Raw genomic sequence first — 24,531 nt, forward strand, 5'->3', positions numbered from 1 at the left:
CCCAAGGCCACGGCAAAGGTTGAACCCGCCACTGAACGATTGAGGCTCGGCTATAACCGCTGCCCTACCCCCTGCCGTCAGGTGGCCGGTTCGTCGCCGTCGCGCATGGCCTCAGGAATCCGGCCCCGGGCGGCCTCCCGATCGGCGCTCCGGGCCGCCTGGGCGCGCGCCCGCTCGGCCTTTCTGGCGTAGCCCCGCGCGATCCAACGCCACCGGGTGGAGGCCGCGAGGGCGTCGAGGCGGACCGCTTCGCGCTCCCAATAGGTGAGCAGCTGCGAATCCAGGGTCGCGCGCCGGGGCGACGACACGGCGGACGGCTTCGCCCTGGGAGGCTTGGTGTTCGAAGCGGACGGGGGCATGGCGCGGCTTCCCGGAATGGAGAAGGGGTTGGGAGCGGACCCGTGCTCAGGCGGGCGGCGGGCTCTGCGGCTCCGGCGCTTCCTCGACGAGCAGCGCATCGGGGTCGTCGCGGAATCCCGCATCGCCCGCATCGGCCACGGGCGAACCCGGCGTGCCGAACGGACGACTCGGATAGGCCGCCGTGAACTTGTCCCGTGCCGCCTGCGGATCGTCCGCCTTGAGGGTGATGCTCGGGCTGTCGGGCAGGGGCCAGCGCGGATCGGCGGGATCGCGGGGTCTCAACGCATACCAAGTCATTCGGAAGCTCGCTCTGCCTTCTCGCACGGCATCCGTACGGGTGAAGCATGAACCGGAGCGGTGCGCCCGAGTTCCCACGTTCCCGGGCTCCCGAGTCCCCGCTCATCGATCCGAGAGTCGCGCCCATTGATCCGACCCGTCAAACCGTGCTGTTGGCGCGGCATGCGCGTCGATCTCTTCAATTTCGAGTTGCCCGAGGCGGCCATCGCCCTGCGGCCCCCGACCCCCCGCGATGCCGGCCGTCTCCTCGTGGTCCAGCCGGGCGAGCCCTTCGAAGACCGGGCCGTGCGCGACCTGCCCGGCCTCCTGCGGCCGGGCGACGCCCTGGTGTTCAACGACACACGGGTCATCCCGGCCCGGCTCACCGGCATCCGTCATCGTCCCGGCTCCCCCGGCCTGCGCATGGAGGCGATGCTGCACCTGCGCGCCGGCCTGGACACCTGGCGCGCCTTCGCCCGACCGGCGAAGCGCCTCGCGCCGGGGGATCGCGTCGTATTCGGCCGCCACGGGACGAGCGAGCCCTGCGACCTCGGTAGCCTCGACGCGACCATTCAGGAGAAGGGCGAGGCCGGCGAGATCACCCTGCGGTTCGACCTCTCGGGTCCGGCCCTCGAAGCCGCCATCGCCGCCACCGGCAGCCTGCCGCTGCCGCCCTACATCGCCGGAAAGCGCCCGACGGATGCCCAGGACGCCACGGATTACCAGACCGTCTATGCCGCTCGGCCCGGGGCCGTGGCGGCTCCCACCGCCGGCCTGCATTTCTCGGAATCACTCCTCGCCGATCTCGATGCCGCCGGTCTCCACCGCCACCGCGTGACCCTGCATGTGGGAGCCGGCACCTTCCTCCCGGTGAAGGCCGACGACACGCAGGATCACCGCATGCATGCGGAGATCGGCAGCCTCACGGCGGAGACGGCCGATGCCCTCAACCGGACCCGCGCGGCGGGCGGGCGCATCGTGGCGGTGGGCACCACCGCCCTTCGCCTCCTCGAGAGTGCCGCCGACGCGCAGGGGCGGCTGCACCCGTTCTCGGGTCCGACGGAGATCTTCATCACGCCCGGGACGCCGATCCACGCCGTCGACGCCCTCATGACCAACTTCCACCTGCCGCGCTCGACCCTGTTCATGCTGGTCTCGGCCTTTTCGGGCCTGGAGACCATGCGGGCCGCCTACGCGCACGCGATCGAGCACGGATACCGGTTCTACTCCTACGGGGATTCGAGCCTGCTGTTTCCGGCGGGGCGGTAGGGGAGGCCGGCGCACCGTCCCGCCTGCCCACCCGGTCGATCCGGTGCTAAGGAGCGCCGATGTCCGAACCAGCCACGTCCCCCCTTCCGAGCACGTCCCCCCTTCCGAGCGCGTTCACCTTCCGGGTGGATGCCACCGACGGACCCGCGCGCACCGGCGCGATCAGCATGCCGCGCGGCACCATTCGGACGCCCGCCTTCATGCCCGTCGGCACGGCCGCCACCGTCAAGGCGATGTATCCGGGTCAGGTGCGGGAGTTGGGCGCCGACGTGGTGCTCGGTAACACCTACCACCTGATGCTGCGGCCCGGCCCCGAGCGCATGGCGCGGCTCGGCGGCCTGCACCGGTTCATGAACTGGCCACAGCCGATCCTCACGGATTCCGGCGGCTTCCAGGTGATGTCGCTCTCGGCCCTGCGCAAGCTCGACGAGCAGGGCGTCACCTTCCGCTCGCATGTCGACGGTTCGACCCACCACATGAGCCCGGAACGGTCCATCGAGATCCAGGGGCTGCTGGGCTCCGACATCCAGATGCAGCTCGACGAATGCGTTCGGCTGCCCGCCGACCGGGCCACCATCGAAAAGGCGATGCACCTGTCCCTGCGGTGGGCGGAGCGCTGCCGCGTGCAGTTCGGCGAGCAGCCCGGCAAGGCGATGTTCGGCATCGTGCAGGGTGGCGACAGTCCCGATCTGCGGGTGGAGAGCGCGCGCGCCCTCGTGGATCTCGACCTCAAGGGCTACGCCATCGGCGGCCTCGCGGTGGGCGAGCCCCAGGCGGTGATGCTGGCGATGATCGAGACGGTGGAGCCGCATCTTCCCGCCGGCAAGCCGCGCTACCTCATGGGGGTCGGCACGCCCGACGACCTCATGCGTTCGGTCTCCCGCGGCATCGACATGTTCGACTGCGTGATGCCGACCCGAGCCGGGCGGCACGGCCTCGCCTATACCCGCCACGGCCGGATCAACCTGCGCAACGCCCGCCACGGCGAGGACACCCGGCCCCTCGACGAAACGTCGTCCTGCCCGGCGGCGCGGGACTACAGCCGCGCCTATCTCCATCACCTCGTGCGCACGGACGAGATCCTGGGGATGATGCTGCTCACCTGGAACAACCTGTCATACTATCAGGACCTCATGGCCGGGATGCGCGGCGCCATCGCGCAAGGCCGCCTCGCCGATTTCTGCGACGGGACCCGGGAGGCCTGGGCGAAGGCGGAGGCCGAGCGCGCCGCCTGAACGCCCCTCAGGGGCGGGGCAAAACCCTGTAGAAGCCGTCCGGATCGTCGGTGCCCGTCGCGACGGCAGCCCCCAGGGCGGTGACGATGCGTTCGGCGATGGGCAGCCTGTAATGAAGGGCGTCCCAGTAATTCGTGTCCTCGGTCGTCACCGGGGATGGGATTCGGAAGTCCACCACGCGGGCGCCGCGCCGGGCGCCGATCGCGGCGACCCGCGCCTTGCAGGCCGCCTCCCGCGCGCCCTTGGCCGTGCCGGGCAGACCCTGCGCCGCCACGTGCACCGGCATGAAGGCGAGCACCTTGCGCGTGTCCGGCGGCATCGCACCGAGGAGATCGTCGAGCCAGCCCAGCGCCGGCATCGGCGCCGCCACGGCATCGACCGGCGGATCGACCGGGGCCGCCTCGGGCATCGCCGCGCCGCCGCCATGGATATGGGCCGCGGCGCGGCGGGCGTCGTAGCCCGCCTCGGGCGGCGTGAAGACGGCATAGCCGTCCGCCCGCAGCCGCGGCGGCACGCCGGCCCAGCGGGCCAGCGCCACCCGCCAGGCCGCGGCGAGGCCCTGCCCGTTGAGCTGCCGCAGGACGCCCCAGGGTGCCCCCTCCGCGTAGAGCCAGGCGGGGAACGGCCGGAACGTGAGGCGCTTCGTGTCGGCATCGGCCGCGCACCAATTGGCGTCGAGGCCGAACACCACGACTTTCGGCGCGGCGTACCGCAGGAAGACCCGGGCAATGGACATCTGTTCGAACGGCGTCGCGGCGTTCATGGCGAAGTTGGCGAAGCGGCCGCCGAGCACGGGTCCGAGCCGATCCGGATCGAGGAGCCGTGACGTGGAGGAACCGAAGACCGCCGCGTCGTAGAGGCCGCTGCGGGCGACCTGGGGGTACATGAAGCGCTGGTTGCCATCCATCAAGGGCGCCGGCGTCCGCCCGGGCCCGACCCGCAGGCCATAGGGGTCGAGCACGGCGACGAACCCGAACGCCGCCAGCCCGAAGCCGGCGACCGACAGGCCGAACACCCGGGCGAACCCCTGCCAGGCTCCGGCCCGCCACTCCCGTTCCGCCACTGCGCTCATCACATCCCAGCCGCCACGCCCACAGGAAGGCGGTTTGGCGCGGTTGACCCCCACCCGTCGAGCCCCTATTGCGGGCGTCGCCTCCCGACGGACCCGGGCCCCAATGCCCCCGCCACGGACGCGAGCGCGTAGCTCAGCTGGTAGAGCAACGGACTTTTAATCTGTAGGTCTTGGGTTCGAACCCCAACGCGCTCACCAAATTCCCCAGCCACCACGACGTACCGGGCCGCAATCTGCGTGCGGCCGAAGCGCTGCTGTTTCCGCGGCCTGCTCTGCTGTTGCAACGCGATTGCCGTCGTCCCCGGGGCTCCAATTGCCCCGGCCGGTCGGAGGGTGGCGTCAGGACCACACGCGAAGCACGATCATGAGGCCGATCGGGACGACGAAGATCAAGGCCGTCGCCCATTGGATGTCGTTCCGTGTGCTTTCCAGCGCGCTTTCCAACGCCGCGATGCGCGCCTCCAGGGCCCGAAACCTCGCCTCGTCCATCACCGGCTCCCTCGGCCTCTCTCACCTCGCCGATGGTGGAAGGACACGACCTCGGCTGTCCAGTTGAACACCAGGCCGTCGTGACACGAGGCACCGAGCCAGAGTCCGCACCGCCACGACGGAGCCGGCTGGGTGTCGTGAACGGCAGCGTGTGGATTTACGACAAAAGACCAAGGTGCGCGGGGGCGAGTTCGCTGCGCTCCGGCTCGGCGGTTTATCGGGAAACCCGCCCCGTCTGGGCCGGTTTCGCACCATCCGGCATGAGGAGCGACGGCATGTCGGCGGTGAACGATCCCAGCCCCGGCCGAGTTCAAGCCGATCACAAGCCCGTTCCAGTCTGCGAATACGTGCAGGATGCCGTGGTCCGGGTCACCGGCACCTGCAGCAATCCTACTCGCCGATATCGTTCCGACGGGCTATCGGTCCACGGAAATAGCCGGGATCCAGCAGGGGGATACGATCCTCGCGTTCAGGGCTGGCCCGCTCGGGATCATGGCGGCGCGCTGTGCGTGGCTGTTCGATGCCGGACGTATCATTGTCATTGAGGACGTCTTTCGCGGCACGACTGCGAAGACGGACCGGCTCAGCCCGTCGCCTTCGCATCCGCCTTATCGGCCAAGCCCTTCAATTCATCGGCACTCATCCAAGCGATCCCCGAGGGCGAGTGGATGGAATGAGCGATCAAACCCATGCCGATCTTCGTCTTCGCAGCCGCGAGGGCCTTCTCCGAACCCTCGTGCTCCTCGTGATTCCATTGCCCACTCACCTGATTGGTGGTGTCGCCCCAGAGAAGGGTCCACATGGTGATCTCCTTGACCATGAAGGGGAAACGGACCGCCCTCCATTCCGGTTTGGGACGGTCGAAGCACCAGCGGCTACCGTGTGGGCAAGCATTCTGATCCGCGCGCGAACAACACGAGATCGCCCTGCCGTGGATTGTTCAGCGCAAACGGTGTGTCGGACGCACGCGGAAGGAAACCGTTACCCAACTCACGCTCGAAGAACGGGTGCCCGACGGCGTAGAAGCAGCGGTCCTGGACGGCCAGATAATCGAACGACCGACGGAGAATCGGGGCACTCGCATCGGCGCCGGAACAATAGGCCGCGACCTCGACGCTCCCTGGACCGGACAGCCGAACCGCGCCGGTCGACCTTGGATGCACGGTCATCGAAAGCCCGTCATTCAGTGTCACGACTAGGGTATAAGGCGAGCGATTGTGGACGGACCGCAAGCAGTCGGCCGACGCAGCAGTTGATAGCGTACTTCCCAGGGTGACTGCCAGCATGAGGCCACCCAACACTTGCTTCGTCCCACGCATCACTGGTTTTCCCCTGTGCACCTCAACGCGATCGCTTAAGCCATGGCCTGTATCCACGCCAGCGGCATTGCAGCACGAGACCGAACCAAATCTCTCCGCTGTCCTTTCGCGAACACGCGTCGAACGCGGCCCAGACTGAGCCTCCCGACCGCGAAGATTCTGACGGTCTAGCCCGAGAACGAACCGAAGCCCTCGAAGTCGGACGTCGGAGGAACGATTTTGGCCGGCAGGTCGTCCCATCCCCGGACCTCGCCGCGGCGATCGTCGCGGACGAGCTCCAGGGGACGCTTGCCATTCGTGACGCTCGGCGTATGGCGGACGTCGATCGACACATCGGAGAAGTCGAAATGGTCGGTTGTGATGTAGTTCCGCATTCAGATGATCCCGTTGGTATGCCAGGGTTGCACGGATTGTTCAGTGAATGCGTGGCGCGGCACGACGTTCCTTATGGGGCACTCGAACGACGCTTCACGGGGCTTTTTCGATCGGCCCCGGCTGGGAAGGCGACGACATTCCATCTGATTGGCCGATCATCGGTGCCGCGGCTGTCGCTGGACGTCTTTACCGTCGTGGACCGGATGGCCGTCAGCCGGTCGTCCAATTGAAGCCGATCATCGCGATCGCTCCGACGACGGTCATCCCGAGAAGAACGAGACTGACGATTCGAACGCCCTTGTCGCCGGGATGGTTCTCCGACTCGTAGGATGGCCGAAGCGGACGGCCGCACCCGTCATCGGTGCCGCGCGGTTGGTTCGCGAGTCGGGTTGCATGGGTGTCGGGGTGGAGGGTCATCGATCCCTTTGGCAGCTGACGGAAGGTCCTGAGTAACGTCCCGAGGACCCACACGATCAGACGAACAGGTGCGACTCGATCGCCTCGCCGCTTCCGCTGAGACGATCGTGCGTCCGCGAGAGATCAGCCCAGAAGCCAATGAAACACGAGCGTCACCCCCGCGCCGACGATGGCCAGACCCAGCAGGGTGATGCTGCTGACCTGATCGACCTTATCGACGGTGTCTCCGGCGCGGTGCTGCGGTTCAATCGTAGAACTCTGGCTGCCGACAGGTATAGAATCGGCGTTGACGACGTCCAGAGTTGTCTTGAGCGGTGTCGCGGTGGACCGGCTCTGCGCGTTCATGACTGTCACTCCTGCGAGATCGAACAGACGATGCGCGGTCATCGGCCGATGGTGGCTGGGTCTAGAACGACTCGCTCGCGGCCTGACCACGGAATTCGGGGTTCGCTCACGGCGGCGCCTCGGTCGGCGACCGCCGCAACTCGTCGCTCAGGGGTTGCCACGCCCGCGATGGTTCGGATCGATACCGCCATCCGGCCTGGTCTCGTTCTCTATGTCGCCCTCGACGGTCGAATCCGCCGCGATGTCTTCGAAATCGTGGCCGGTCATCCCTTTGGATTGCCCAATACCCGGATTTCCTTTGAGATCTGCGTCCGTTGGGGTCTCGGTCTTCAAATGCTTGTTCGACATGGTGACTCCTGTTGCTTGGCTGGGTCGGCCCTGCCGGGAGGGCTGCCGGTGTATGTTTTCAACCCGACGGCAGGAGCCTCGTTCCTGGCTTTCGACCCCAGGCGACCCTGCGCCGCAACCCACATCGCAGACGCCGCACCGGTGGATCGTTCCCACCGATGGACCGAGCGCGAGATCGGCCCAGATTCATCCTCTGCCGCCGAGAGGGCGAGAGTCCGGTCGCCGAACGCAGCGTTTGGGGTGGCTTGGCGTCGGTTACGGCGCGAAGCAGTGCGGCTCCTGAACGAGCGCCCACGGGACGGTGGGCCTGCGCCCGCTCGCGTGGCGAGATCCCAGCCGCGGGGAGTTCAGGAACGCCGCTTCGCGAAAGAGAGGCTCCCGTGTGCTGCCCCCTTCAGCACCCAGAACCCGATACGGATATAGGCGAGCCACACGAGAAGTTGGCGGCGGATGCCGGTCGGAGCGTGGTCGTCGATCATGGCTGCGTCCCACGTGAGGCCTTGGAGCCCACCACGTCATCTAGTACTTTAGTACTGGTATAAATAGGGCCGCCCCGAGCGGCTACCTTCACGTTTCGGTGCGCCTTCACCGCTGCGCCTCGGGCATGCCTGGCGGAGCCGATTGTCGTAATCGGGAGCGTCGTTCTTGCTAAGACCTACACGTGGAACGATTCACGGCACAAAAGGACGGCCGGCAGCCGCATCGCGGCCGACGACCAGGATCGAGTTTGCGACGATGTCTTGTGCTCTTCGAACGCGAACGCTGGCGAACTCGTGAATGGGAAGGGCCTTGGCATCCGACACAACCGCTGCGACGAACGAATACCCCTCCCAAGGGGTTCTTTCGTCGACCCGACTTCACCCGCCCGGCGCGAAGCCCGGCGGGTTTTTCGTCGCACGCGCTGAGTTCCAATGATCCTCTTCGGCGGATTTCGCGTTTCCCCCGGCGAACTCCAGATCGCCAGGGAGATGATGACATGAGCTACGGCGCCACCGCGAGTGACAGTCCCTTCATCAAGGGTCGGAACGCCCGCCTCAACGGCAGGAGCCGAGAGGCCTGCCCCTACACCGAAGGCACTGCGGATTACGTTGCGTGGATGCAGGCCTTCGACGAGGCCGCGACCGACGATACCGGAACGGAATCCGGAACGATCGACCCGCAGAAGGCAGCCGAGTAGCACGCGCCACGCGTTCTCTTCTCCTCACCCGCCCGGAGCGATCCGCGGCGGGCTTTTTGTGACTCGGTTCGAGCGAAAAGCCGAGGGAGGGGGAGACACGAATTGCTCAAACAGTAAGGCGGACATGGAAGAGACCCGGCCACCATAGGTTGCCACCCGCTGAAATGGATCGACGTCAGACCAGATCCGTATTCCCTAATAATATCTTATAATTGTTTGATCCACTAAGATCTATTTGAACAATAATTTTTCGAACGAATTTCAATACTACCGCACATGGAGAACAAAATACCGAAGATTATAACCTATGTTTTTGCCTTGGCTTTTCTGATTGTCAGCGGGGGGGGATATCGAATGCACAGGAACCCGAGACGACGGTCCCCTCAAGGACTTCACCGGCGGGCACGGCCGGTGAGATGCATAAGGGTGAGCAAATGAAGGCCGGTGAGATGGGTGGCGGTTCCGGGAATACGGGCGTTCCAGGCGCATCACCCGCAGCCGATGGGAATAAGACGCAGGATTCTCGGACGACCGAGACACGAGACCGTTGAGACGGGATCCGCATCCGAAACGCAGCGAGAAATAACCCGTGTGATTCGCAGCTGTGGTGTTCTCTGCCAAAGCGCTTTCTCCCCACAGGGGACGCTTCGTGAGACGCTACCTCCACCCGCCCAGCTCCGGCTGCGGCGGGCTTTTCCGAAGCCGCCCGATCGGGCTCGCCGAATAGCGCTACTGGGTCCAGTACTCGTTCTGAGAGTCGTCGAGGTTCCGCGTGATCACCCGGCCGACCTCCTTCATCAACACACGCATCAGCGTGGCAAGGTGGGCGTCCCCCGAATCGAAGATGTCCTCCGCGAGAGCGAGCGTGAGTCGACCGAGCCGCTCACGGGTCGCAGCGTCCAGTTCCTTACCATCCTGCGGATCGGACATCGTTTCTCCCTCGCTCAAGGCGTTGCGCTCTTTTGCGCCACCACGATTGCGCGGCGACGTTCTCGGAAATATCGGTGCAAATATTACAGGTGCTCAACCTTGAAATCGACAAGACAACCGCCTTGCACAATGGCGCCTGTCACGATTTTGATCTCTCGCTAATCCGACTCATGGAACCGTTTCAGAAATTAATAACATTCCGGAGAGACAAATCATCGCGCAAGTTGAATATTCGAATATTGATGACCAAATTTTTCTTATTGCCGAATTGTTTTTAAGCGTATATTTAAAAAACACAGTGCTACGCCCAGACAGATCATACCGAACTATTATTTATGTAATTAATAAAATAACAACTCGGTCAAAAGATACTTATACTACGACGATGGCGACTTGAACATTGGTCCAGCCCGATAAAACAGACCCCGAGCCCCGACGGATTTCTATAGTCATTGGAAGATGCGACCAGGTGGCGCCCTCGGCATTCACATATATCAGAAGCACACGAAAATGTGCCCTCCAACCTTCGAAACGGGCGATGCCAACAGCAACGCCCAACCGTGGAGCTCGGGTTCGTCCGCCGTCATCGACCTTACGCAGGAGGGAACCAATAAGGATACAAGATCGAAAAACATCAAGCTTCCGCACCGGTCAAACAATGCGTTCTTCCCCATAATGCGCTAAGGTGAGGAAGAGTGATGTAATACCTCAATCCAGAGACACCAACGTGCCGACGCGCTACCGCTTTGACCTGGAAGATGATCGAACAGTATTCCGAGATGAGATCGGCGTCGAAACAGACGATCTCGATCACGCAATCGCTCAGGCTGTGTCGGCCATCGATGAACTGAGATTCATAGGCGTGACCCGAACACTTTACATCGGTTGGCATCTCGTCATCTGCGACGACAGCGGCACCGAGTTGAGGCGCGTCCGGCTTTAAGCCTTATTCGGCAGAGAGCGGATCGGCCCGAAATTCACGACGGTCAAAAGAACCACTGGGCCTCAGGCAAGGCGTCAGCGACCGGGACCGGTACGCGGCTTCCCGCTTCCGGATTGGTGGGTGGTTCCAACGCGCTGCGCTCTGCGCTACGAGATTGCCGATGAGACTACGAAACTTCACACGAAAACTCGATTCCGACTTTCCAGCGGGCCGAATGCCGGGATTCGACGAGAAGTTTTACCTCGCTGCCTATGCCGATGTCCGACAATTCTCGGGCACCCCGCTGCAGCACTATCTGACGCATGGATGGAAAGAGGGGCGAGATCCAAGCCGCGGCTTCAGTGGCGACGGGTATCTCGCGGCGAATCCCGATGTCAAAGCGAGCGGTCTGAATCCGCTGGTGCACTTTCTCGGTCATGGATTGGCAGAAGGTCGGAAAGGATGGGAGAAGGAATCCCATTCCCCCGCACCTGTAGCACGACATCAATACGTTAGAGACAACCCGCTGCTCAATTCTCATGCCGAAAACAGTATGGTTTTCATGTATTGGGTGAGTCAGGATCTGAAGGAGCCTCCGGCAGCGCCGGCTTGGCGTGCCATCTACCCGAAGTTCACGGTCTTTTCCGATGACGATGTCGTACCATTGATGCCGCAGGCATTTGTGCCGATCTTCAAAGCTATTCGTCTGCCTTCCGCCAAATCGGACATCGCCCGCTTTTTCCTCCTACGCGAATACGGTGGCTTCTATATCGACGCGCATGTCGGGCCGACGTCTCCTGCACAATTGATGGAGACGCTCGATAAACTGAATTCTCACGACCTGATCCTGTTCGGCAAAGGCTGGAGCATGACGAAGGTTACGGATTTCGACCTCATGAACGGGGTTCTGGCTGCACGAAAGAACTCCCCGTACATCGATCTGGTTCTTGATCGGATGATAGCGAACGTCCTGGAACATAAGAAAAAAGAAGACGCGACCGCCGCCTATGTTCCCTATGGACTTTTCGAGATGACCGGCACTTACGTCATCATACAGGCATACTTCGATCAGTCACTTCCTCGGCCTGAGATCAAAGCCGAGTATCGTGACAAGATATTCGTTCATTTCATGAAAAACGAAACGGATTCCGGGTTCGAAGTGGCGGCATTCTACACTTACCGGAAACCGAACAATCATTGGAGCGAGCGGCAAAACAGCGAGCGTCTCTTCATCTGAAGTCCCGAACGATGGCCGCAACGGGTCCGGGTTCCGGGTCAGCCACATGACGGCCTCGTGCTGGATGATCCGGCTGAAGGCCGTTTCGGGCGTCCGGGGGAAGCGGGCAACCGATGCTCCCCATTCCGGCCGAATCATCGGGCGCCGGAGTGTCTTCTGCTTTCGCCGCGCGCCTTGTTAACGCGTCCTTAGCCCCTTCCAGCCTCCGGTAGACATAGGCGCGTCGGTGACGCTTCGCGCCCGATTGCGGTGGAACCGGATACTCATGCTCGAGAGATTGCGGATCTCGCTGAAGGTCGTGAACGGCGTCCAGGTCGGTCTCGTGGCGGGCCTCGCCTGCGTCGGCGCATGGCTGATTCTGCCCACCGGCCGGGAGTCCCTCGAGATGCGGGAGACCGCGCGCCTCGCGGCACGCAACCTCGCGGGAGCGATCGACCTCGGATTGAAATCCGTCGAGACCGATGCCCGTTCGGCAGCCATGCTCCTGAAGGTGGGCGAGTCGGCGGCGGACGACGAGCGGCGCGGCGACACCCTTCGCGAATGGCTCGGCCTCCATCCAACCTACGCCGACGCGATGCTGGTGGGTGCCGACGGTGCCGTGCGGGTCTCCGGCGGCGGTGGCAGCGCGCCGGTGGGTCAGGCTTGGTTCCGCCGAGCCCGCGGGGCCGACATCGCCGTGGCGACGGAGCGCGGCGCCGTTCATCTCAGCGTCGCACTGGGCGGCGATCATCTCGTGCTGCGCGTCGGACCGGCTTGGTTCGGCGAACTGGAAGCCCGCGTGCGCGACGGCCTCGCCGTGTCCACATCCCGACTCGCCCTCAGCGTGACGGGTGCGGACGGAATCCCGCTCTCGGGTGTCGCCCCTCCGCGTCCGCTGCCCGACGGCGCCGTCGAAGCCACGACGCAGACCAGCGGCGCTCAGGGATTGGCGAGCACCGGCTGGGCGGTCACCTCGGTGATGGCGCCGGCGCCCGCGAGTGTCCGGCTCCCGGACCGGACATTCGCACTCCTCGTCCTCACCATGATCTTCGGCGGCACGGGACTGGGCTACGCCGTCGCGATGCATCCCGCCCGGCGCCTGCGGCGCCTGGCCCGCCCCCTCGACACCGTTTCGGCACCCGACGAGGCGGCACGGATCACCGAGATCGACGACCTCGAGCGGGCACGCGACTCCCTCGCACCGCGCGACGATCGCGGGACGCGGGATGCCCGCACGGGGCTCGGCCGGATCCGCGCACGCCTGCGCACCTTCGAGGCCATGTCGGGCTGGACCCTGTGGGAGGTCGATCCCTCGACCCGGCAGGTGATCTGGACGGACCCCAGCCACGAGACCGGACTCGCCGGCGACCGCTCGATTGCGCTGGACGAACTGATCGACGGCATTCTTCCGGCCGATCGCGCCCTGATGCGGCTGACCATGGAGGCCGCCATGGCCGAGGACGGTCCGCACGACGTGGTGCTGCGCACCTCCCATGCGGGCCCGGAGGGCGGAGAGCGCCGCCTCCTCGTGCGCTTCCGGCGCGGCGAAGCCCCGGAGGAGGGCGGTGTCCGGCTCCTCGCCCTCAGCCGCGAAATGGACGACAGCCACGAGCCGACGGCCGCCGTCAACGAGCGGCGGCGCGACGCGCCCCTCCGACGGGTCACCGACGGCATCGTCCACGACGTCAACAACGCCCTCACCGTGGTGACGGCCAATCTCGGCATCCTGAAGCGGCGCCATGCCCTCGGCACGGCCGAAGCGCGGCTGGTGGATGGGGCCCTGGCCGGCGCCGCGCGCGGGGCCGCCCTGACACGCCGGATGGCCGGGCTGGTCCGTTCGGACAAGGGAAGCCTCGCGGAGGCCGACATCGCCGCGACGGTGGCGTCGTTCCTGCCGTTCCTACAGGCGCAGGTGCTCGGTGAGATGCCGGTCATGAACCGCTTGGCCGCCGACCTGCCCACCGTGCGCTGCAGCGAACCCGTCATCGAGGTCGTACTCCTCAACCTCGCCTTCCACTTCCGCGATTGCGGCTTCGACGGGTTCGCCGTCGCGGGCAGCACGCACGAGACCGAGTCCGAGATCCTCCCCGGCCTCCTGGCGGGCCGCTATGTCCGCCTCGTCGTGGCCAGCGGCCGCCCGGCACGGCAACGCCCATCGCCCCCGGCCGGGGTCGCGCCGCTGGAGGCGGTGGCGGAACTGGTCGCAGGAATCGGCGGCCGCTTCGCGATCCAATCGGACGGGTCGGGGGCCGAGCCCTTCCTCGCCGACCTCTGGCTTCCGGCCGAGGCTCGTCGCGCGGAGGCCGCCCCAGAGCGGGCTGGCGCGACGCGCCTGCTACGCGTGCTCCTCGTCGAGAGCGACAGTCTCGTCCGGGCGTGCCTCGCCGAGGTGCTGACCGATCTCGGCCATGCTGTCGTCCAGGCGGCCTCCGGTGCACATGCCCTCGAAGCGCTCATGCGGGACGGTGCCTTCGACGCGATGATCACCGATTACGCCATGCCGGTGATGTCCGGCCTGCAACTCGCCGCGACGGTGGTCGAGCGTCATCCGGGGGTGCGCGTCATCATTGCCGGACCGCATGGCCACCTGCCGGCCACCGCCCGCCGGTTCCTCCAGCTCGACAAGCCGTTCCGCGAGGAAGACCTCGCCGCCATCCTCTCGGCCATCGCCGCGGCCCCCCTGGCCCACGCTGCCTGAAACGGGATCAGCCACCCCGGGATACCGGCCCGGGGGACAGGGATGCCTCGACGGCCGGTCCAGGCGGCCATGTCGTTCACCCGCCAGAACGCCGGTCCGGTTTCGCCCGTACCGCATGCGCCTCGCCGGTCGCACTGCCTTGTGGCATTCGCCGTGCGCAGCTGTCGGGTTCGTCGATGGTACGACCGGCCATCCGTCCATGAATGCTCATCGATGTCTCAGGACGACACAGGCCGCGCTCCGGAAGACTTTGATCGGCAGACGGATATTAACCTTCATCGATCATGAATCGGACCGTGCGGTTCTCAGGAATCTGAGCCCAGGTTTTCGCAGGCACAAAGCGAGCTTCGATCCATGCATGGCCTGAAGGCGTCCGCCGTTCTCGGCACCCTCGTCGCTTTTCCGGCGACCGTGTTCGCCGCCGATCTTCCCAATCCCCGCACCACCAGCACCGAGTGGTACACCGGCGCCGAGGCGCAAGGCATCGACGACAGCTGGCGCGTCGCCGTGGACGGGTCCACCAGCGTCACCTCGAACAGCTCCGCCTTCGGCTCGGTGACGGGGACCATCGCGGCTGCCGGAACCCTGACCCAGAGCGGGCCGCGCGTGCGCATCGACGGCACTGCGGGGACCTACTCCTATCCAGGACAGGGCGTCGCCCAGCGCGTCACCGGTTACCAGCAGGAGGGCGCGGGCCTGCTCGGCTACGAGTGGATCTGGGCCGATGCGGCACTCGCCGGCTATCTCGGCTTCAACGTCCGCAGCAACCAGCTTTCCATCGCCGATCCGGGCAACCCCGTCGTCGGCACCGGAGTCGGCCTCAAGGTCGCGGCCAATTTCTACGCCACCCCCACGGACCGGACCATGGTCTCGGCCTATGGCTCGTACTCGACCAAGTTCAACGCCTATTACTCCCGTGTCCGGGCCGGCTACATGGTCGCCGACGGCGTCTATCTCGGCCCGGAGGCCCTGTTCCTCGGCGACGATTTCTTCCGGCAGTACCGTATCGGCGCGCACCTGACCGGCGTCCGGTTCGGGCCCGTGGCGATGTCGGTGGCGGCGGGCTTCGTCCAGGATCGCATCCAGGGCAGCGGCTACTATTCGAGTCTCGAAGCACGCATGCAGTTCTGAGGGGATCTCGGCGCACGGCCGGGCGTCATGTCCGCCGAATCGGATCCGGACCGCTCGAGTATCGCGTGGATCTGACGACACGTCTGCGATCTTGTCGGACGCGTTCGCCACCCGAATCGGTCCCCGCGGCGGCATCGCTCGCGTGACACGCGCTCGGGTCCGGGTACCCTCGCACCGTGCAGCGACATTCTACCACAGGCACCGAATGCCCGGACGGCTCGACCTCCATCGATCGCCCGGCGCCGGCGCCGTCACCGCCTTACTGTGCAGCGCACAAGACATTTCTTCATCCGAGGCCGATTGTCAGATCGCCGTTGCGCCCTTGCGAGACGTTTCCGCTGCAACCAGGGGGAAAAACAATCGTCGGGCCCGGGAATTCCCTCGCGACGTCATAGATTCCGTATCCTGGACCTATCCTCTCCTCGCATCGCCGTCGTGCATTCATCGTTCTGGCAAATCGACACCTTCGCGGATTTGACGGTGTCCGATCCGTCCGGGTCGTACGCGACCGCTCCAGATCCTTCTGGCTGCCCCGAGGACGACTGTCGGCGCTTGTCCATCGACGCAAACAAGCCCTGATTAACCGGCTTTCATGCCTCTTTGGAAAGAACCCGGAGCCATACCGAGGTCCGGTGGGCGAAGAAGGAGCGCGGCGTGTGAGGATCGGGGTCCGATGGCTAGCGTGGATCGTCGCGACCGTTGCCGGTCTCGTCCTGCTCGGCCAGCCGGTCGGTGCTCAGAACCAGCTCGTGATGAGTCTCGCCGCGATGCTGGCGATGCTGGTGTTGTGGGTGTTCTTCGACGGCCCGCGTGCGCGCTTCGTGTTCCTCGCCCTCGGCTCCATGGTGGTGCTCCGCTACGTCCTGTGGCGGGTGACGAACACCCTGCCATCCCCGGGCGACCCCGTCGGCTTCGGCTTCGGCCTGGTGCTGCTGCTCGGTGAACTCTACTGCGTCTTCATTCTGTTCGTCAGCCTCATCATCAACGCCGATCCCCTCAGGCGTCCCCCGCCTCCCTTGGCGGCGGCGGCGGACCTTCCCGAGGTCGACGTGTTCGTGCCGACCTACAACGAGGACGAGAGCATCCTGGCGATGACCCTCGCGGCCGCGCGGCAGATGGACTACCCGGCGGACAAGCTCATCGTCTGGCTGCTCGACGACGGCGGCACGGACCAGAAATGTGCGGATGCCGACCCCGCCAAGGCCGCGGCGGCGCGCCAGCGCAGGGTCGACCTCCAGCGGCTGTGCGGCGATCTCGGTTGCCATTACCTCACCCGCGAGCGCAACGAGCACGCCAAGGCGGGCAACCTCAACAACGGCCTCGCGCACGCACGTGGCGACGTCGTCGTGGTGTTCGATGCGGACCACGTGCCGTTCCGCTCGTTCCTCACCGAGACGGTCGGTCACTTCGCGCAGGACCCACGGCTCTTCCTGGTCCAGACCCCGCACGCGTTCCTGAACCCCGACCCTGTCGAGCGGAACCTGCGCACCTTCGACCGGATGCCGTCCGAGAACGAGATGTTCTATTCGGTGACGCAGCGCGGCCTCGACAAGTGGAACGGCTCGTTCTTCTGCGGGTCGGCGGCCCTCTTGCGGCGTACCGCCCTCGACGAGGCCGGCGGCTTCTCCGGCATCACCATCACGGAGGATTGCGAGACGGCGTTCGAGCTGCATTCGCGCGGCTGGACCAGCGTCTACGTCGACAAGCCCCTCATCGCCGGCTTGCAGCCCGACACGCTCACGGACTTCATCGGCCAGCGCTCGCGCTGGTGCCAGGGGATGTTCCAGATCCTGATGCTCAAGAATCCACTGTTCCAGAAGGGTCTCGAGCCGATCCAGAAGGTCGCCTACCTGTCGAGCATGACGTTCTGGTTCTTCCCCGTGCCGCGGCTGATCTTCATGTTCGCGCCGCTGCTGCACATCTTCTTTGACCTGAAGATCTTCGTCGCAAGCGTCGATGAGTCGATCGCCTACACGGCGACCTACATCGTCATCAACCTGATGCTGCAGAACTACGTCTACGGCAAGTTCCGCTGGCCGTTCGTCTCCGAACTATACGAGTACATCCAGGGCCTGTTCCTGGCCAAAGCCATCGTCTCCGTCATAGCCTCTCCGCGGAAACCGACCTTCAACGTCACCAACAAAGGTGCCACCCTCGACCACGACCACCTCTCGGCCCTGGCCGGTCCGTTCGTCGCCGTCTATCTGCTGTTGCTCGCGGGCTGCGGCGTCGCCGCTTATCGCTACCTGTTCGAGCCCGGCGTCACCAACCTGATGTTGGTCGTGGGCCTGTGGACCTTCTTCAACCTGATCACGGCCGGCGCGGCTTTGGGCGTCTGCGCCGAGCGCAAGGTGACGGAGCGGACGCCCTCCCTCGTCGTCGACCGCCAGGGCGCGCTGACACTGGGCGGCCGCGTCACCGACGTGACGGTGGAGCGCGTCTCGGCCGAGGCCTGCACGGTTCGGCTGAATGCCGCCTTCCTCGCCCCCGGCATGGGGCTGAAGCCGCTGCCCGGCAGCCTGTCGGTGGTGCCGGTGCCGGGCGCCCGCAGGGCCGGCCCGCTCTCGGTGACCTTGCTCGGCGTCGAGCGCACGCGTGACGAGGCGATCTGCCGCCTCGGCTTCGGTGCGCTCTCGACACAGGATTACGTCGCCCTGTCGGGCCTGATGTACGGCGAAGCCGACGCCATGCGCCGGTTTCAGCTGCGCCGCAGGCGCCACAAGGACCTGTTCACCGGAACGCTGCAGTTCGTGTGGTGGGGCTTGGTCGAGCCCGTGCGCGCCCTGCGCTACGCCTTCCTGCCGAAGCCGGCACCCGCGGCCGAGGCCCCGCCGACGGCCCAGACCCGTCCCAGCGAGAGCCCGCGCCTGGGCCTACGTCCGCCCGACTCGAATTTCGACCAGTTCGGCACGGCCCCAGGGTCGGCCGGTCCGGGTCCGGCGGGCTCGGGTCCCACCGCCCCGGGCCCGACAGGCCCGGCGCCGATCCGGCCGGCCCCCGCGGCGGCTACGGCGAACGCACACGAGGCAGGGGCCGGCGACTGGGTCCGCCTGATGCTTGAGTTCGAGAACGAGCGCCGGCTTTCGGGCGGTCGTGCCGATCGCCGCAAGTCGGTGGCATCCTGATGCGCACGCTCTCGCGACGGCCTGTCCCACGGCTCCGCCGTCTGGTCCGCATCGTGCGGGCCACGGGCCTCTGCACGGTCCTGCTCGCAGGCGCGGCGAACGCACAGACGTTCCTCGGCGGCAGACCCTCCGACCGGTTCGGCGGGCCCCCGGCTCCCGAGACGCAGCGCCCGGCCACCGCCCCGACGGGCGGCCCCAAGCTCGGCAATTCGCCCCCGGGCGGTCCCACGGCGGGCCGGGTCACCGAGGCCGGATCGACCATCGCGTCGGCGCGACGACTGCCCTCCGGGACGCGCGGCATGCGCCTCTCGGGCGAGGCCGACAGCCTGCAATATCCGGTGTTCCTCACCCCCGGTCAGGCCCGCGGCCCGGCCCGGATGCGCGTCTCCTACCTGTCGGCGATCTCGGTGGCCCCGGAATCCTCCGAGCTGACCGTCACGGTCAACGACGAGAAGATCGGTTGGACCCGGGTTCAGGCGCCGGGCGCGGTGAAGGTGGTCGAATTCGCGATACCGGACGGTCGCTTGAAGCCGGGCTACAATGCCGTGCGGCTCAGCGTGATCCAACGCCACCGTGTCGATTGCTCCGTCGACGCCACCTACGAGTTGTGGACCCAGATCGATCCGTCCCGAACGGGGCTGGTGGTTCAGCCCGCCGGCCAGGACCTCGACCTGCGCAACCTCGCGGCGCTCGAACCGGACGAGAGCGGAGCCCTGCCGGTGCGTGTCCTGCTCACCGAGAAACCGAGCCTGAAACGCCTGCGACGCATGATCGGGGCGGTTCAGGCGATCGCCCTGGTCGGGCGCCTCGCGCGGCCGGCCGTGGAGTTCGGCGGTCCGATGGCGGGCCGTGCCGGCCTCAACCTCGTGGTCGGCACGGCCGAAGAGTTGCGCGGCGTCGACGGCGTGGCCGACCTCGGCGCGATCACGGGACCCAAGCTCGCGCTGCTTCCCGACCGGAGCGACCGTGCCCCCACCCTCGTGGTCACGGGTGCGGGCGACGGCGACGTGGCCGAGGCGATCCAGACCCTGGCGCGGGCACCGGAGGGGGCCGGGGGCGAGGATCTCGCCGACCTCACCCGTGGCTACGAGGTCACGGGTGGCGAGACCCTGAGCCTCGATGCCGTCGGCATCGCCTCGCAGGAATTCAACGGCCGCCTGCTGCGCACGCGGTTCGAACTCCGGCTGCCCGCCGATTTCGTTCCGGCGGATTACGGGAAGGTGATGCTCCATCTGGCCGGGGCCTCCGCCGCGCGCCTGTCGCCGGAGGCGCGGATCATCGTCGACGTAAACGGCCGGAACGCCGCGAGCGTCCCCTTGGCCTATGCCAATGGGGAGCTGTTCGAGGACAGTGCGGTTCCGCTCCCCCTCGGCCTGTGGCGGCCCGGCCTGAACCGGATCGACATCTCCGCCCAGGTGCCGACGGACGCCGACCGGACCTGCGACACCCTGCAGCCGGGCTCGACCCAGGCGCGCTTCCTGCTCCTCCAGAAGACGCGCATCGTGATTCCGCGCCTCGCGCGCGCCGTGCGCAATCCGGATCTCGCCGCCGTGAAGGGCGGGGCGATCCCGTTCATCGCCGCCGGAGGCCAGCCCCGGCTCGTCCTGCCGACGCCGGACCGGGATTCGGCCGCCGCTGCCGCGGTGATCGCCGCCCGCCTCGCCATCGCGGCCAAGCGGATCATCGACTTCGAGGTGACCTCCGACCACGAGGGCGGGCGCGGCCCCGCCCTCGTGGTCGCCCCCGCCCGTGCACTCAATCCTGCCACCGTCGCGTCCGTGGGCCTCGACCCCGACCGTATCCGGCAGGGCTGGGAGGGTCGGGCCGAGACCGTCGCGGCGCCGGGACCCGCCGGCGCCGAAGGGATCCTCACCCTCGACCGGCTCCGGCGCAACGTTCCCATGCGCTGTGCCTTGCCATCCGCCGTGATGCCGCTTCGCCTCGCGGACGGAGCCGCCGAACGGGTCCGCGAGCGCCGCGCCGGACCGCCCGCCACACCGGTCCCGGCCCCGATGCAGACCGCCTCGCCCCTCGTCCAGCTCTCGGGCGCCGACGGCGACGGCGGCTCCTCGTCGGGGGACCTCGTCGCCAAGTGGGACCAGCGCCTGCGCGCCGGCCCGTCCTCCCTCGACACCCTGGCGGACGCCGGCAATGCCATCTCGGATCGCGCCCAGCAGGTGTGGCACGCCCTGGTGGACGGGGTCGGGATGGCGCCGGGCAAGTCCGTCGAGACCTTCGATGCCCGGGCCTCCCTGATCGTCGCCCAGGGCGCCGGTGCCTCGTTCGATTCCAGCGTCGTCCTGGTGACCGCTCCGAATGCGTGGCTCCTCAAGGCTTCGGCGTCCTGCCTCGTCGATCCGCGGGTTTGGACGAACCTCTTCGGACGTGCCGCCTTCCTCGACGCGGCGGAAGGCACCTTCACCATCGACCAGCCGGAGAGCGTGAGCGTGATCGAGACCCAGCCGCGCAGCCTGTCGAACCTTTGGCTGCTGGCCGCCGCGTGGCTGTCCCTCAATCCCGCGATCTACGTGGTCCTCATGCTGCTGGTGGCGCTCTGCCTCGGCTTGGCGACGGCGGCCCTGGTGCGCGATGTCGGCCGGAGCAACCGATGAAGCCGCTCGTCCACCGCGTCCGCGGGCTCGTCATGGCGGCCGCCCTCGGCCTCGCCCCGTCCATCGCGCCCGCGCAGACCACACCGAAACCGGCGCAGGCCCAGAAAGCCGAGCCGGCCGACGAGCCGACGCGCGAGATGTCCCGCCCCGCTCCCACGGGAACCGCCGTGCCGCCATCCACCGCCCTACCGTCCGCCCCGGGCGATGGGAGCGGCCCGGCGACCACGGTCCCGGTTCTGGCGGGCGCCCTCGGGGATTCGCCCGGATGGCGCACCTACCGCGCCCGGTTCGTCACCGCGGCGGGGCGTGTCGTCGATACGGCGAACGGGTCCATCAGCCACAGCGAAGGCCAAGGTTACGGCATGCTCCTGGCGGTGGCCGCCGACGACCGCGCCACCTTCGAGCGGATCTGGGGATGGACCCGCGCCAACCTGATGGTTCGCTCCGACGCGCTCCTGGCCTGGCGCTGGGCGCCGGACCAGCGCCCGGCCGTGTCCGACCTGAACGACGCCACGGATGGCGACCTCCTCGTCGCCTGGGCCCTCACCGAGGCGGCGGAAGCCTGGGGCGAAGGCGCCTACCGCACGGCCGCGCGCCGCATCGCCGTCGAGGTCGGCCGCAAAGCGATGCTGTTCAAGGACCCGCACGGCACTCTCCTGCTTCCGGCGGTGGCGGGGTTCTCGGCGGCCGACCGACCGGACGGCCCGCTGGTGAACCTGTCCTACTGGGTGTTTCCGGCGTTCCAGCGCCTCGGTCTCGTTGCCCCGGAATACGATTGGCAGGGCCTGATCCGGAGCGGAATCGACATCCTGCGCCAAGCCCGGTTCGGACCGTCACGCCTTCCCACGGAGTGGATCTCCATGAAGGCGGAGCCCCGCCCGGCCGACGGCTTTCCGGCGCTGTTCTCCTACAACGCGATCCGCGTGCCGCTCTATCTCGCCTGGGCGGGGGTGGGACGCCCGGAGGATTACGCGCCGTTCGCCACCCTGTGGAACAGCACGGACGTCGATCGCCTGCCCATCGTCGACACCCGCGACGGGCGCGCCGTCGAATGGCTCACGGAGAAAGGCTACGCCGCGCTGGCCAGCCTCGTGGCCTGCGCCGCCGATGGCCGGGCCGTTCCGGCCGATTTCGAGACGGTGCGCGACACCGAGAACTACTATCCGACGACGGTGCAGCTCCTCAGCATGGTCGCGGTTCGGATGAGGTACGCGTCATGCCTGAAGCGCTGAGCCGTTCCTTCGGCAGCGAAGCCGTGCGCGTTGGCCTCGGGCTCCTCCTCGCCAGCGGTGTCGCCGGGGCCGCATTCGCCCAGACGCCGACGCCCGGTCGGCAGGTCGTCTATGGCGATGGTGCGCGTGCGCCCGCCATCCTGGCGGCTCCCACCACGGCCGCGACCCCCGGCATGGTGGACGAGAGCGCCCTGCGCTACTACGCGGCCCAGAAGCAGACGGCCCGGATGAAGGCCGAGATCGGCCGTCTGAAGCGGCTGTATCCGGGCTGGACCGAGCCGGAGGACCTCGACACCCTGAAGCCGAGCCCGCCGGAGGAAGCCCCGCTCTGGGACCTCTTCACCGCCGGCCGCTTCGACGACCTGCGGGAGGCGATCGCTAACCGCCGGGCGTCCGACACCGCCTGGCAACCCTCCGAAGAACTGACGCGCAAGCTCCTGCGGGCCGAATTCCGAAGCCGGATCACCGCCTTGGGTACCGCACAGGGGGCAAAGCGCGCCGAGGATGTGGTCGCGCTGTATCGGGCCGACCAAGCCGCACTCGACCCGTCCGACGTCGAGAGCATCTGGACCATCGCGGACAGCCTCGCCGCCATGGGCAGCACCGAGGAGGCGCAGACGCTCTATCGCTCGGTGCTTCAGGGCAACGCCGATGCGGGCGCGCGCCGGGCCACGATCCAGAAGGCCATGGCCTACCTGAAGATGGCTCAGGCCGAGGAACTCATCGCCCTCGGCCGCGGCGAGGCCGACCGGAAGGGCGACGGGAAAGCCGAGTTCGATCCGATCCGCCTCGACATCACCCGTGCGCAGATCGCCGCGTTGCTGCACGACGACCCGGCCCAGGAACCCAAGGTTCCGGACCTCGCGGCGTTCCAGGCCTACGCCAAGGCGTCGAACGATCCAGGCCAGACCAGCCTGCTCGGGTGGTACGGCTACAAGCGGCGCCAGTATCGCGACGCCCTCGACTGGTTCAAGCTCGCCATCGCGCATGGCGGCGACGCCATGGTGGCGCACGGCCTCGCCCACACCCTGCGGGCCCTCAATCGGGTGCGGGACGCCGAGGAGGTAGCTTATGCGTGGCGGGACCGTTTCGTCGGCAACGAAATCCTCTACATCGATCTGCTGGAGCGCCGCCTGACGCAGGCCAACCCACCCTTCGTCGAGCCGGCCCGCATCGAGCGCTACGCGAAAGTGGTCGCGGCGTCCGGCTCGGGCGAGGGCGCCCAGGCCCTCGGCTGGTACGCCTACAATTCCTGCCAGTTCGAGGCGGCCCTGGAGTGGTTCCAGCGGGGCGTCGCCTGGCTCCCGGGCGAAACCACGGTGCTCGGCTACGCCCTGACCCTGCAACGGCTCAAGCGCCAGCGCGAGTATCTCGAGGTGATCAACCGCTACGACGGCCTGTTCCCGAAGGTGGTGGACCTCCTGTTCCGCGAGGATGTGGGCGGACCGCCGCTGCCGTGCCAAGCGACGCCTCAGCCCGCTGCGCGGCAGGCCGCCGCCGCACCGCCGGCTGCCGAGCCGAGCTATGGCCGGGTGCCGAAGCCCGGAACGTCGGCCCCGGGCGCCGCCGGCCTGCCGCCCGCGATCCAGCGCAAGGAATTCCCCCTCGCCGTCGCCCTCGACAACCCGCTGCGCTTTCCGGCGCCGTCGGCGCAGCGCCTCGTGACCGAGAACCCGCCCGGCACCTATGCGCCGGAACCGGTCATGCCGGCGCCACCCCTCGTGGCACGCCGGGTTCCCGGCGCGGGCGCCATGCCCTACGAGCGCTACGGCTTCGCCCTGCTGCCCGGCTACAACGGGAGCGACAAGCCGAGCGGCATGCCGCTTCCGGCCGCCGGTACCTTGTGGCGGCAGCAAGAGGCGGAGCGGACGGCGGTGCCGGGTCGCTCGGTTTCCGAGGACGATCGTTTCTCGGCGCCCGGCCGCGCCTCGGCGCTCGACGCAACCGGCGCGGACACTCGACGGGGCCTGCCTTGATCCACCA

21 protein-coding genes and 1 tRNA gene are annotated in these 24,531 nt (G+C 67.1%); 12 read left to right on the plus strand and 10 right to left on the minus strand.

What is annotated here, in order from left to right:
- Window positions 1-77: 77 nt before the first annotated feature.
- Window positions 78-359 carry a hypothetical protein gene (locus ASF52_RS14785; RefSeq protein WP_244473827.1) on the minus strand — a complete coding sequence of 94 codons (282 nt, stop codon included), beginning with the start codon at window positions 357-359 and terminating at the stop codon, window positions 78-80.
- Window positions 360-405: 46 nt separating this feature from the next.
- A complete protein-coding gene (locus ASF52_RS14790; protein ID WP_056173512.1) occupies window positions 406-657 on the minus strand; it encodes a hypothetical protein in 252 nt (83 codons plus the stop codon).
- A 162-nt stretch (window positions 658-819) separates the two neighbouring features.
- On the opposite strand from ASF52_RS14790, the gene queA reads away from it, so the two are divergent.
- Together queA and tgt are read left to right on the plus strand one after the other, a co-directional pair.
- On the plus strand, window positions 820-1,905 hold the full coding sequence (gene queA, locus ASF52_RS14795) for a tRNA preQ1(34) S-adenosylmethionine ribosyltransferase-isomerase QueA (protein WP_056173515.1): 1,086 nt from the start codon (window positions 820-822) through the stop codon (window positions 1,903-1,905).
- Between the two features lie 59 nt (window positions 1,906-1,964).
- Complete coding sequence (gene tgt, locus ASF52_RS14800; RefSeq protein ID WP_056173520.1) at window positions 1,965-3,140, plus strand: tRNA guanosine(34) transglycosylase Tgt; 1,176 nt, start codon at window positions 1,965-1,967, stop codon at window positions 3,138-3,140.
- Window positions 3,141-3,147: 7 nt separating this feature from the next.
- On the opposite strand, the gene ASF52_RS14805 is transcribed toward tgt, so the two are convergent.
- Window positions 3,148-4,212 carry a hypothetical protein gene (locus ASF52_RS14805; protein ID WP_056173522.1) on the minus strand — a complete coding sequence of 355 codons (1,065 nt, stop codon included), beginning with the start codon at window positions 4,210-4,212 and terminating at the stop codon, window positions 3,148-3,150.
- Between the two features lie 122 nt (window positions 4,213-4,334).
- Between ASF52_RS14805 and ASF52_RS14810 the strand changes: the two genes are divergently transcribed.
- Window positions 4,335-4,410 (plus strand) — tRNA-Lys (locus tag ASF52_RS14810).
- A 141-nt stretch (window positions 4,411-4,551) separates the two neighbouring features.
- Here the strand turns inward: ASF52_RS14810 and ASF52_RS22690 are convergent.
- The 6 genes from ASF52_RS22690 to ASF52_RS23535 all read right to left on the minus strand — a co-directional run bounded on the left by ASF52_RS22690 (window position 4,552) and on the right by ASF52_RS23535 (window position 7,984).
- The gene (locus ASF52_RS22690) at window positions 4,552-4,701 is read right to left on the minus strand and encodes a hypothetical protein (RefSeq protein WP_156398885.1); all 150 of its coding nucleotides are present in this window, start codon (window positions 4,699-4,701) and stop codon (window positions 4,552-4,554) included.
- A gap of 583 nt (window positions 4,702-5,284) precedes the next feature.
- Window positions 5,285-5,521 carry a hypothetical protein gene (locus tag ASF52_RS14815; protein ID WP_056173525.1) on the minus strand — a complete coding sequence of 79 codons (237 nt, stop codon included), beginning with the start codon at window positions 5,519-5,521 and terminating at the stop codon, window positions 5,285-5,287.
- A 666-nt stretch (window positions 5,522-6,187) separates the two neighbouring features.
- On the minus strand, window positions 6,188-6,394 hold the full coding sequence (locus tag ASF52_RS14820) for a hypothetical protein (protein WP_056173528.1): 207 nt from the start codon (window positions 6,392-6,394) through the stop codon (window positions 6,188-6,190).
- A 541-nt stretch (window positions 6,395-6,935) separates the two neighbouring features.
- On the minus strand, window positions 6,936-7,157 hold the full coding sequence (locus ASF52_RS14830) for a hypothetical protein (protein ID WP_056173536.1): 222 nt from the start codon (window positions 7,155-7,157) through the stop codon (window positions 6,936-6,938).
- 147 nt (window positions 7,158-7,304) lie between these two features.
- Complete coding sequence (locus ASF52_RS14835; protein ID WP_056173539.1) at window positions 7,305-7,505, minus strand: hypothetical protein; 201 nt, start codon at window positions 7,503-7,505, stop codon at window positions 7,305-7,307.
- Window positions 7,506-7,852: 347 nt separating this feature from the next.
- The gene (locus tag ASF52_RS23535; protein ID WP_274533798.1) at window positions 7,853-7,984 is read right to left on the minus strand and encodes a hypothetical protein; all 132 of its coding nucleotides are present in this window, start codon (window positions 7,982-7,984) and stop codon (window positions 7,853-7,855) included.
- Between the two features lie 497 nt (window positions 7,985-8,481).
- On the opposite strand from ASF52_RS23535, the gene ASF52_RS14840 reads away from it, so the two are divergent.
- The gene (locus ASF52_RS14840; protein ID WP_056173544.1) at window positions 8,482-8,682 is read left to right on the plus strand and encodes a ribosome modulation factor; all 201 of its coding nucleotides are present in this window, start codon (window positions 8,482-8,484) and stop codon (window positions 8,680-8,682) included.
- Between the two features lie 729 nt (window positions 8,683-9,411).
- Here ASF52_RS14840 and ASF52_RS14845 read toward each other — a convergent pair.
- Window positions 9,412-9,612 (minus strand): hypothetical protein, encoded by a 201-nt coding sequence (locus ASF52_RS14845; RefSeq protein ID WP_056173547.1) that lies wholly within the window; start codon window positions 9,610-9,612, stop codon window positions 9,412-9,414.
- A gap of 727 nt (window positions 9,613-10,339) precedes the next feature.
- Between ASF52_RS14845 and ASF52_RS14850 the strand changes: the two genes are divergently transcribed.
- From ASF52_RS14850 to ASF52_RS14890, 8 genes are all read left to right on the plus strand, one after another.
- Window positions 10,340-10,555, plus strand: coding sequence for a DUF6894 family protein (locus ASF52_RS14850; RefSeq protein ID WP_056173552.1), 216 nt, complete (start codon window positions 10,340-10,342; stop codon window positions 10,553-10,555).
- A gap of 160 nt (window positions 10,556-10,715) precedes the next feature.
- Window positions 10,716-11,771 carry a glycosyltransferase gene (locus ASF52_RS23625; RefSeq protein WP_156630165.1) on the plus strand — a complete coding sequence of 352 codons (1,056 nt, stop codon included), beginning with the start codon at window positions 10,716-10,718 and terminating at the stop codon, window positions 11,769-11,771.
- A gap of 265 nt (window positions 11,772-12,036) precedes the next feature.
- Window positions 12,037-14,448 carry a response regulator gene (locus ASF52_RS14865; RefSeq protein WP_056173563.1) on the plus strand — a complete coding sequence of 804 codons (2,412 nt, stop codon included), beginning with the start codon at window positions 12,037-12,039 and terminating at the stop codon, window positions 14,446-14,448.
- A gap of 354 nt (window positions 14,449-14,802) precedes the next feature.
- Window positions 14,803-15,579, plus strand: coding sequence for a cellulose biosynthesis protein BcsS (bcsS, locus tag ASF52_RS14870; protein WP_056173566.1), 777 nt, complete (start codon window positions 14,803-14,805; stop codon window positions 15,577-15,579).
- A gap of 656 nt (window positions 15,580-16,235) precedes the next feature.
- Entirely contained in the window at window positions 16,236-18,704 is a 2,469-nt protein-coding gene (gene bcsA, locus ASF52_RS14875; RefSeq protein ID WP_056173569.1) for a UDP-forming cellulose synthase catalytic subunit, read from the plus strand.
- The gene (locus ASF52_RS14880; protein WP_056173572.1) at window positions 18,704-21,316 is read left to right on the plus strand and encodes a cellulose biosynthesis cyclic di-GMP-binding regulatory protein BcsB; all 2,613 of its coding nucleotides are present in this window, start codon (window positions 18,704-18,706) and stop codon (window positions 21,314-21,316) included. The genes bcsA and ASF52_RS14880 overlap by 1 nt, the downstream gene beginning before the upstream one ends.
- Window positions 21,313-22,548, plus strand: coding sequence for a glycosyl hydrolase family 8 (locus ASF52_RS14885; protein ID WP_056173575.1), 1,236 nt, complete (start codon window positions 21,313-21,315; stop codon window positions 22,546-22,548). Before ASF52_RS14880 ends, ASF52_RS14885 begins: the two co-directional genes overlap by 4 nt.
- Window positions 22,533-24,524: a tetratricopeptide repeat protein gene (locus ASF52_RS14890; protein WP_056173578.1), complete on the plus strand. Its 1,992-nt coding sequence runs from the start codon at window positions 22,533-22,535 to the stop codon at window positions 24,522-24,524. The genes ASF52_RS14885 and ASF52_RS14890 overlap by 16 nt, the downstream gene beginning before the upstream one ends.
- The last annotated feature ends 7 nt before the right edge of the window (window positions 24,525-24,531 follow it).

The sequence above is a fragment of the Methylobacterium sp. Leaf112 genome (genome assembly GCF_001423295.1).
In the GTDB taxonomy this organism is placed as follows: Bacteria; Pseudomonadota; Alphaproteobacteria; order Rhizobiales; family Beijerinckiaceae; genus Methylobacterium.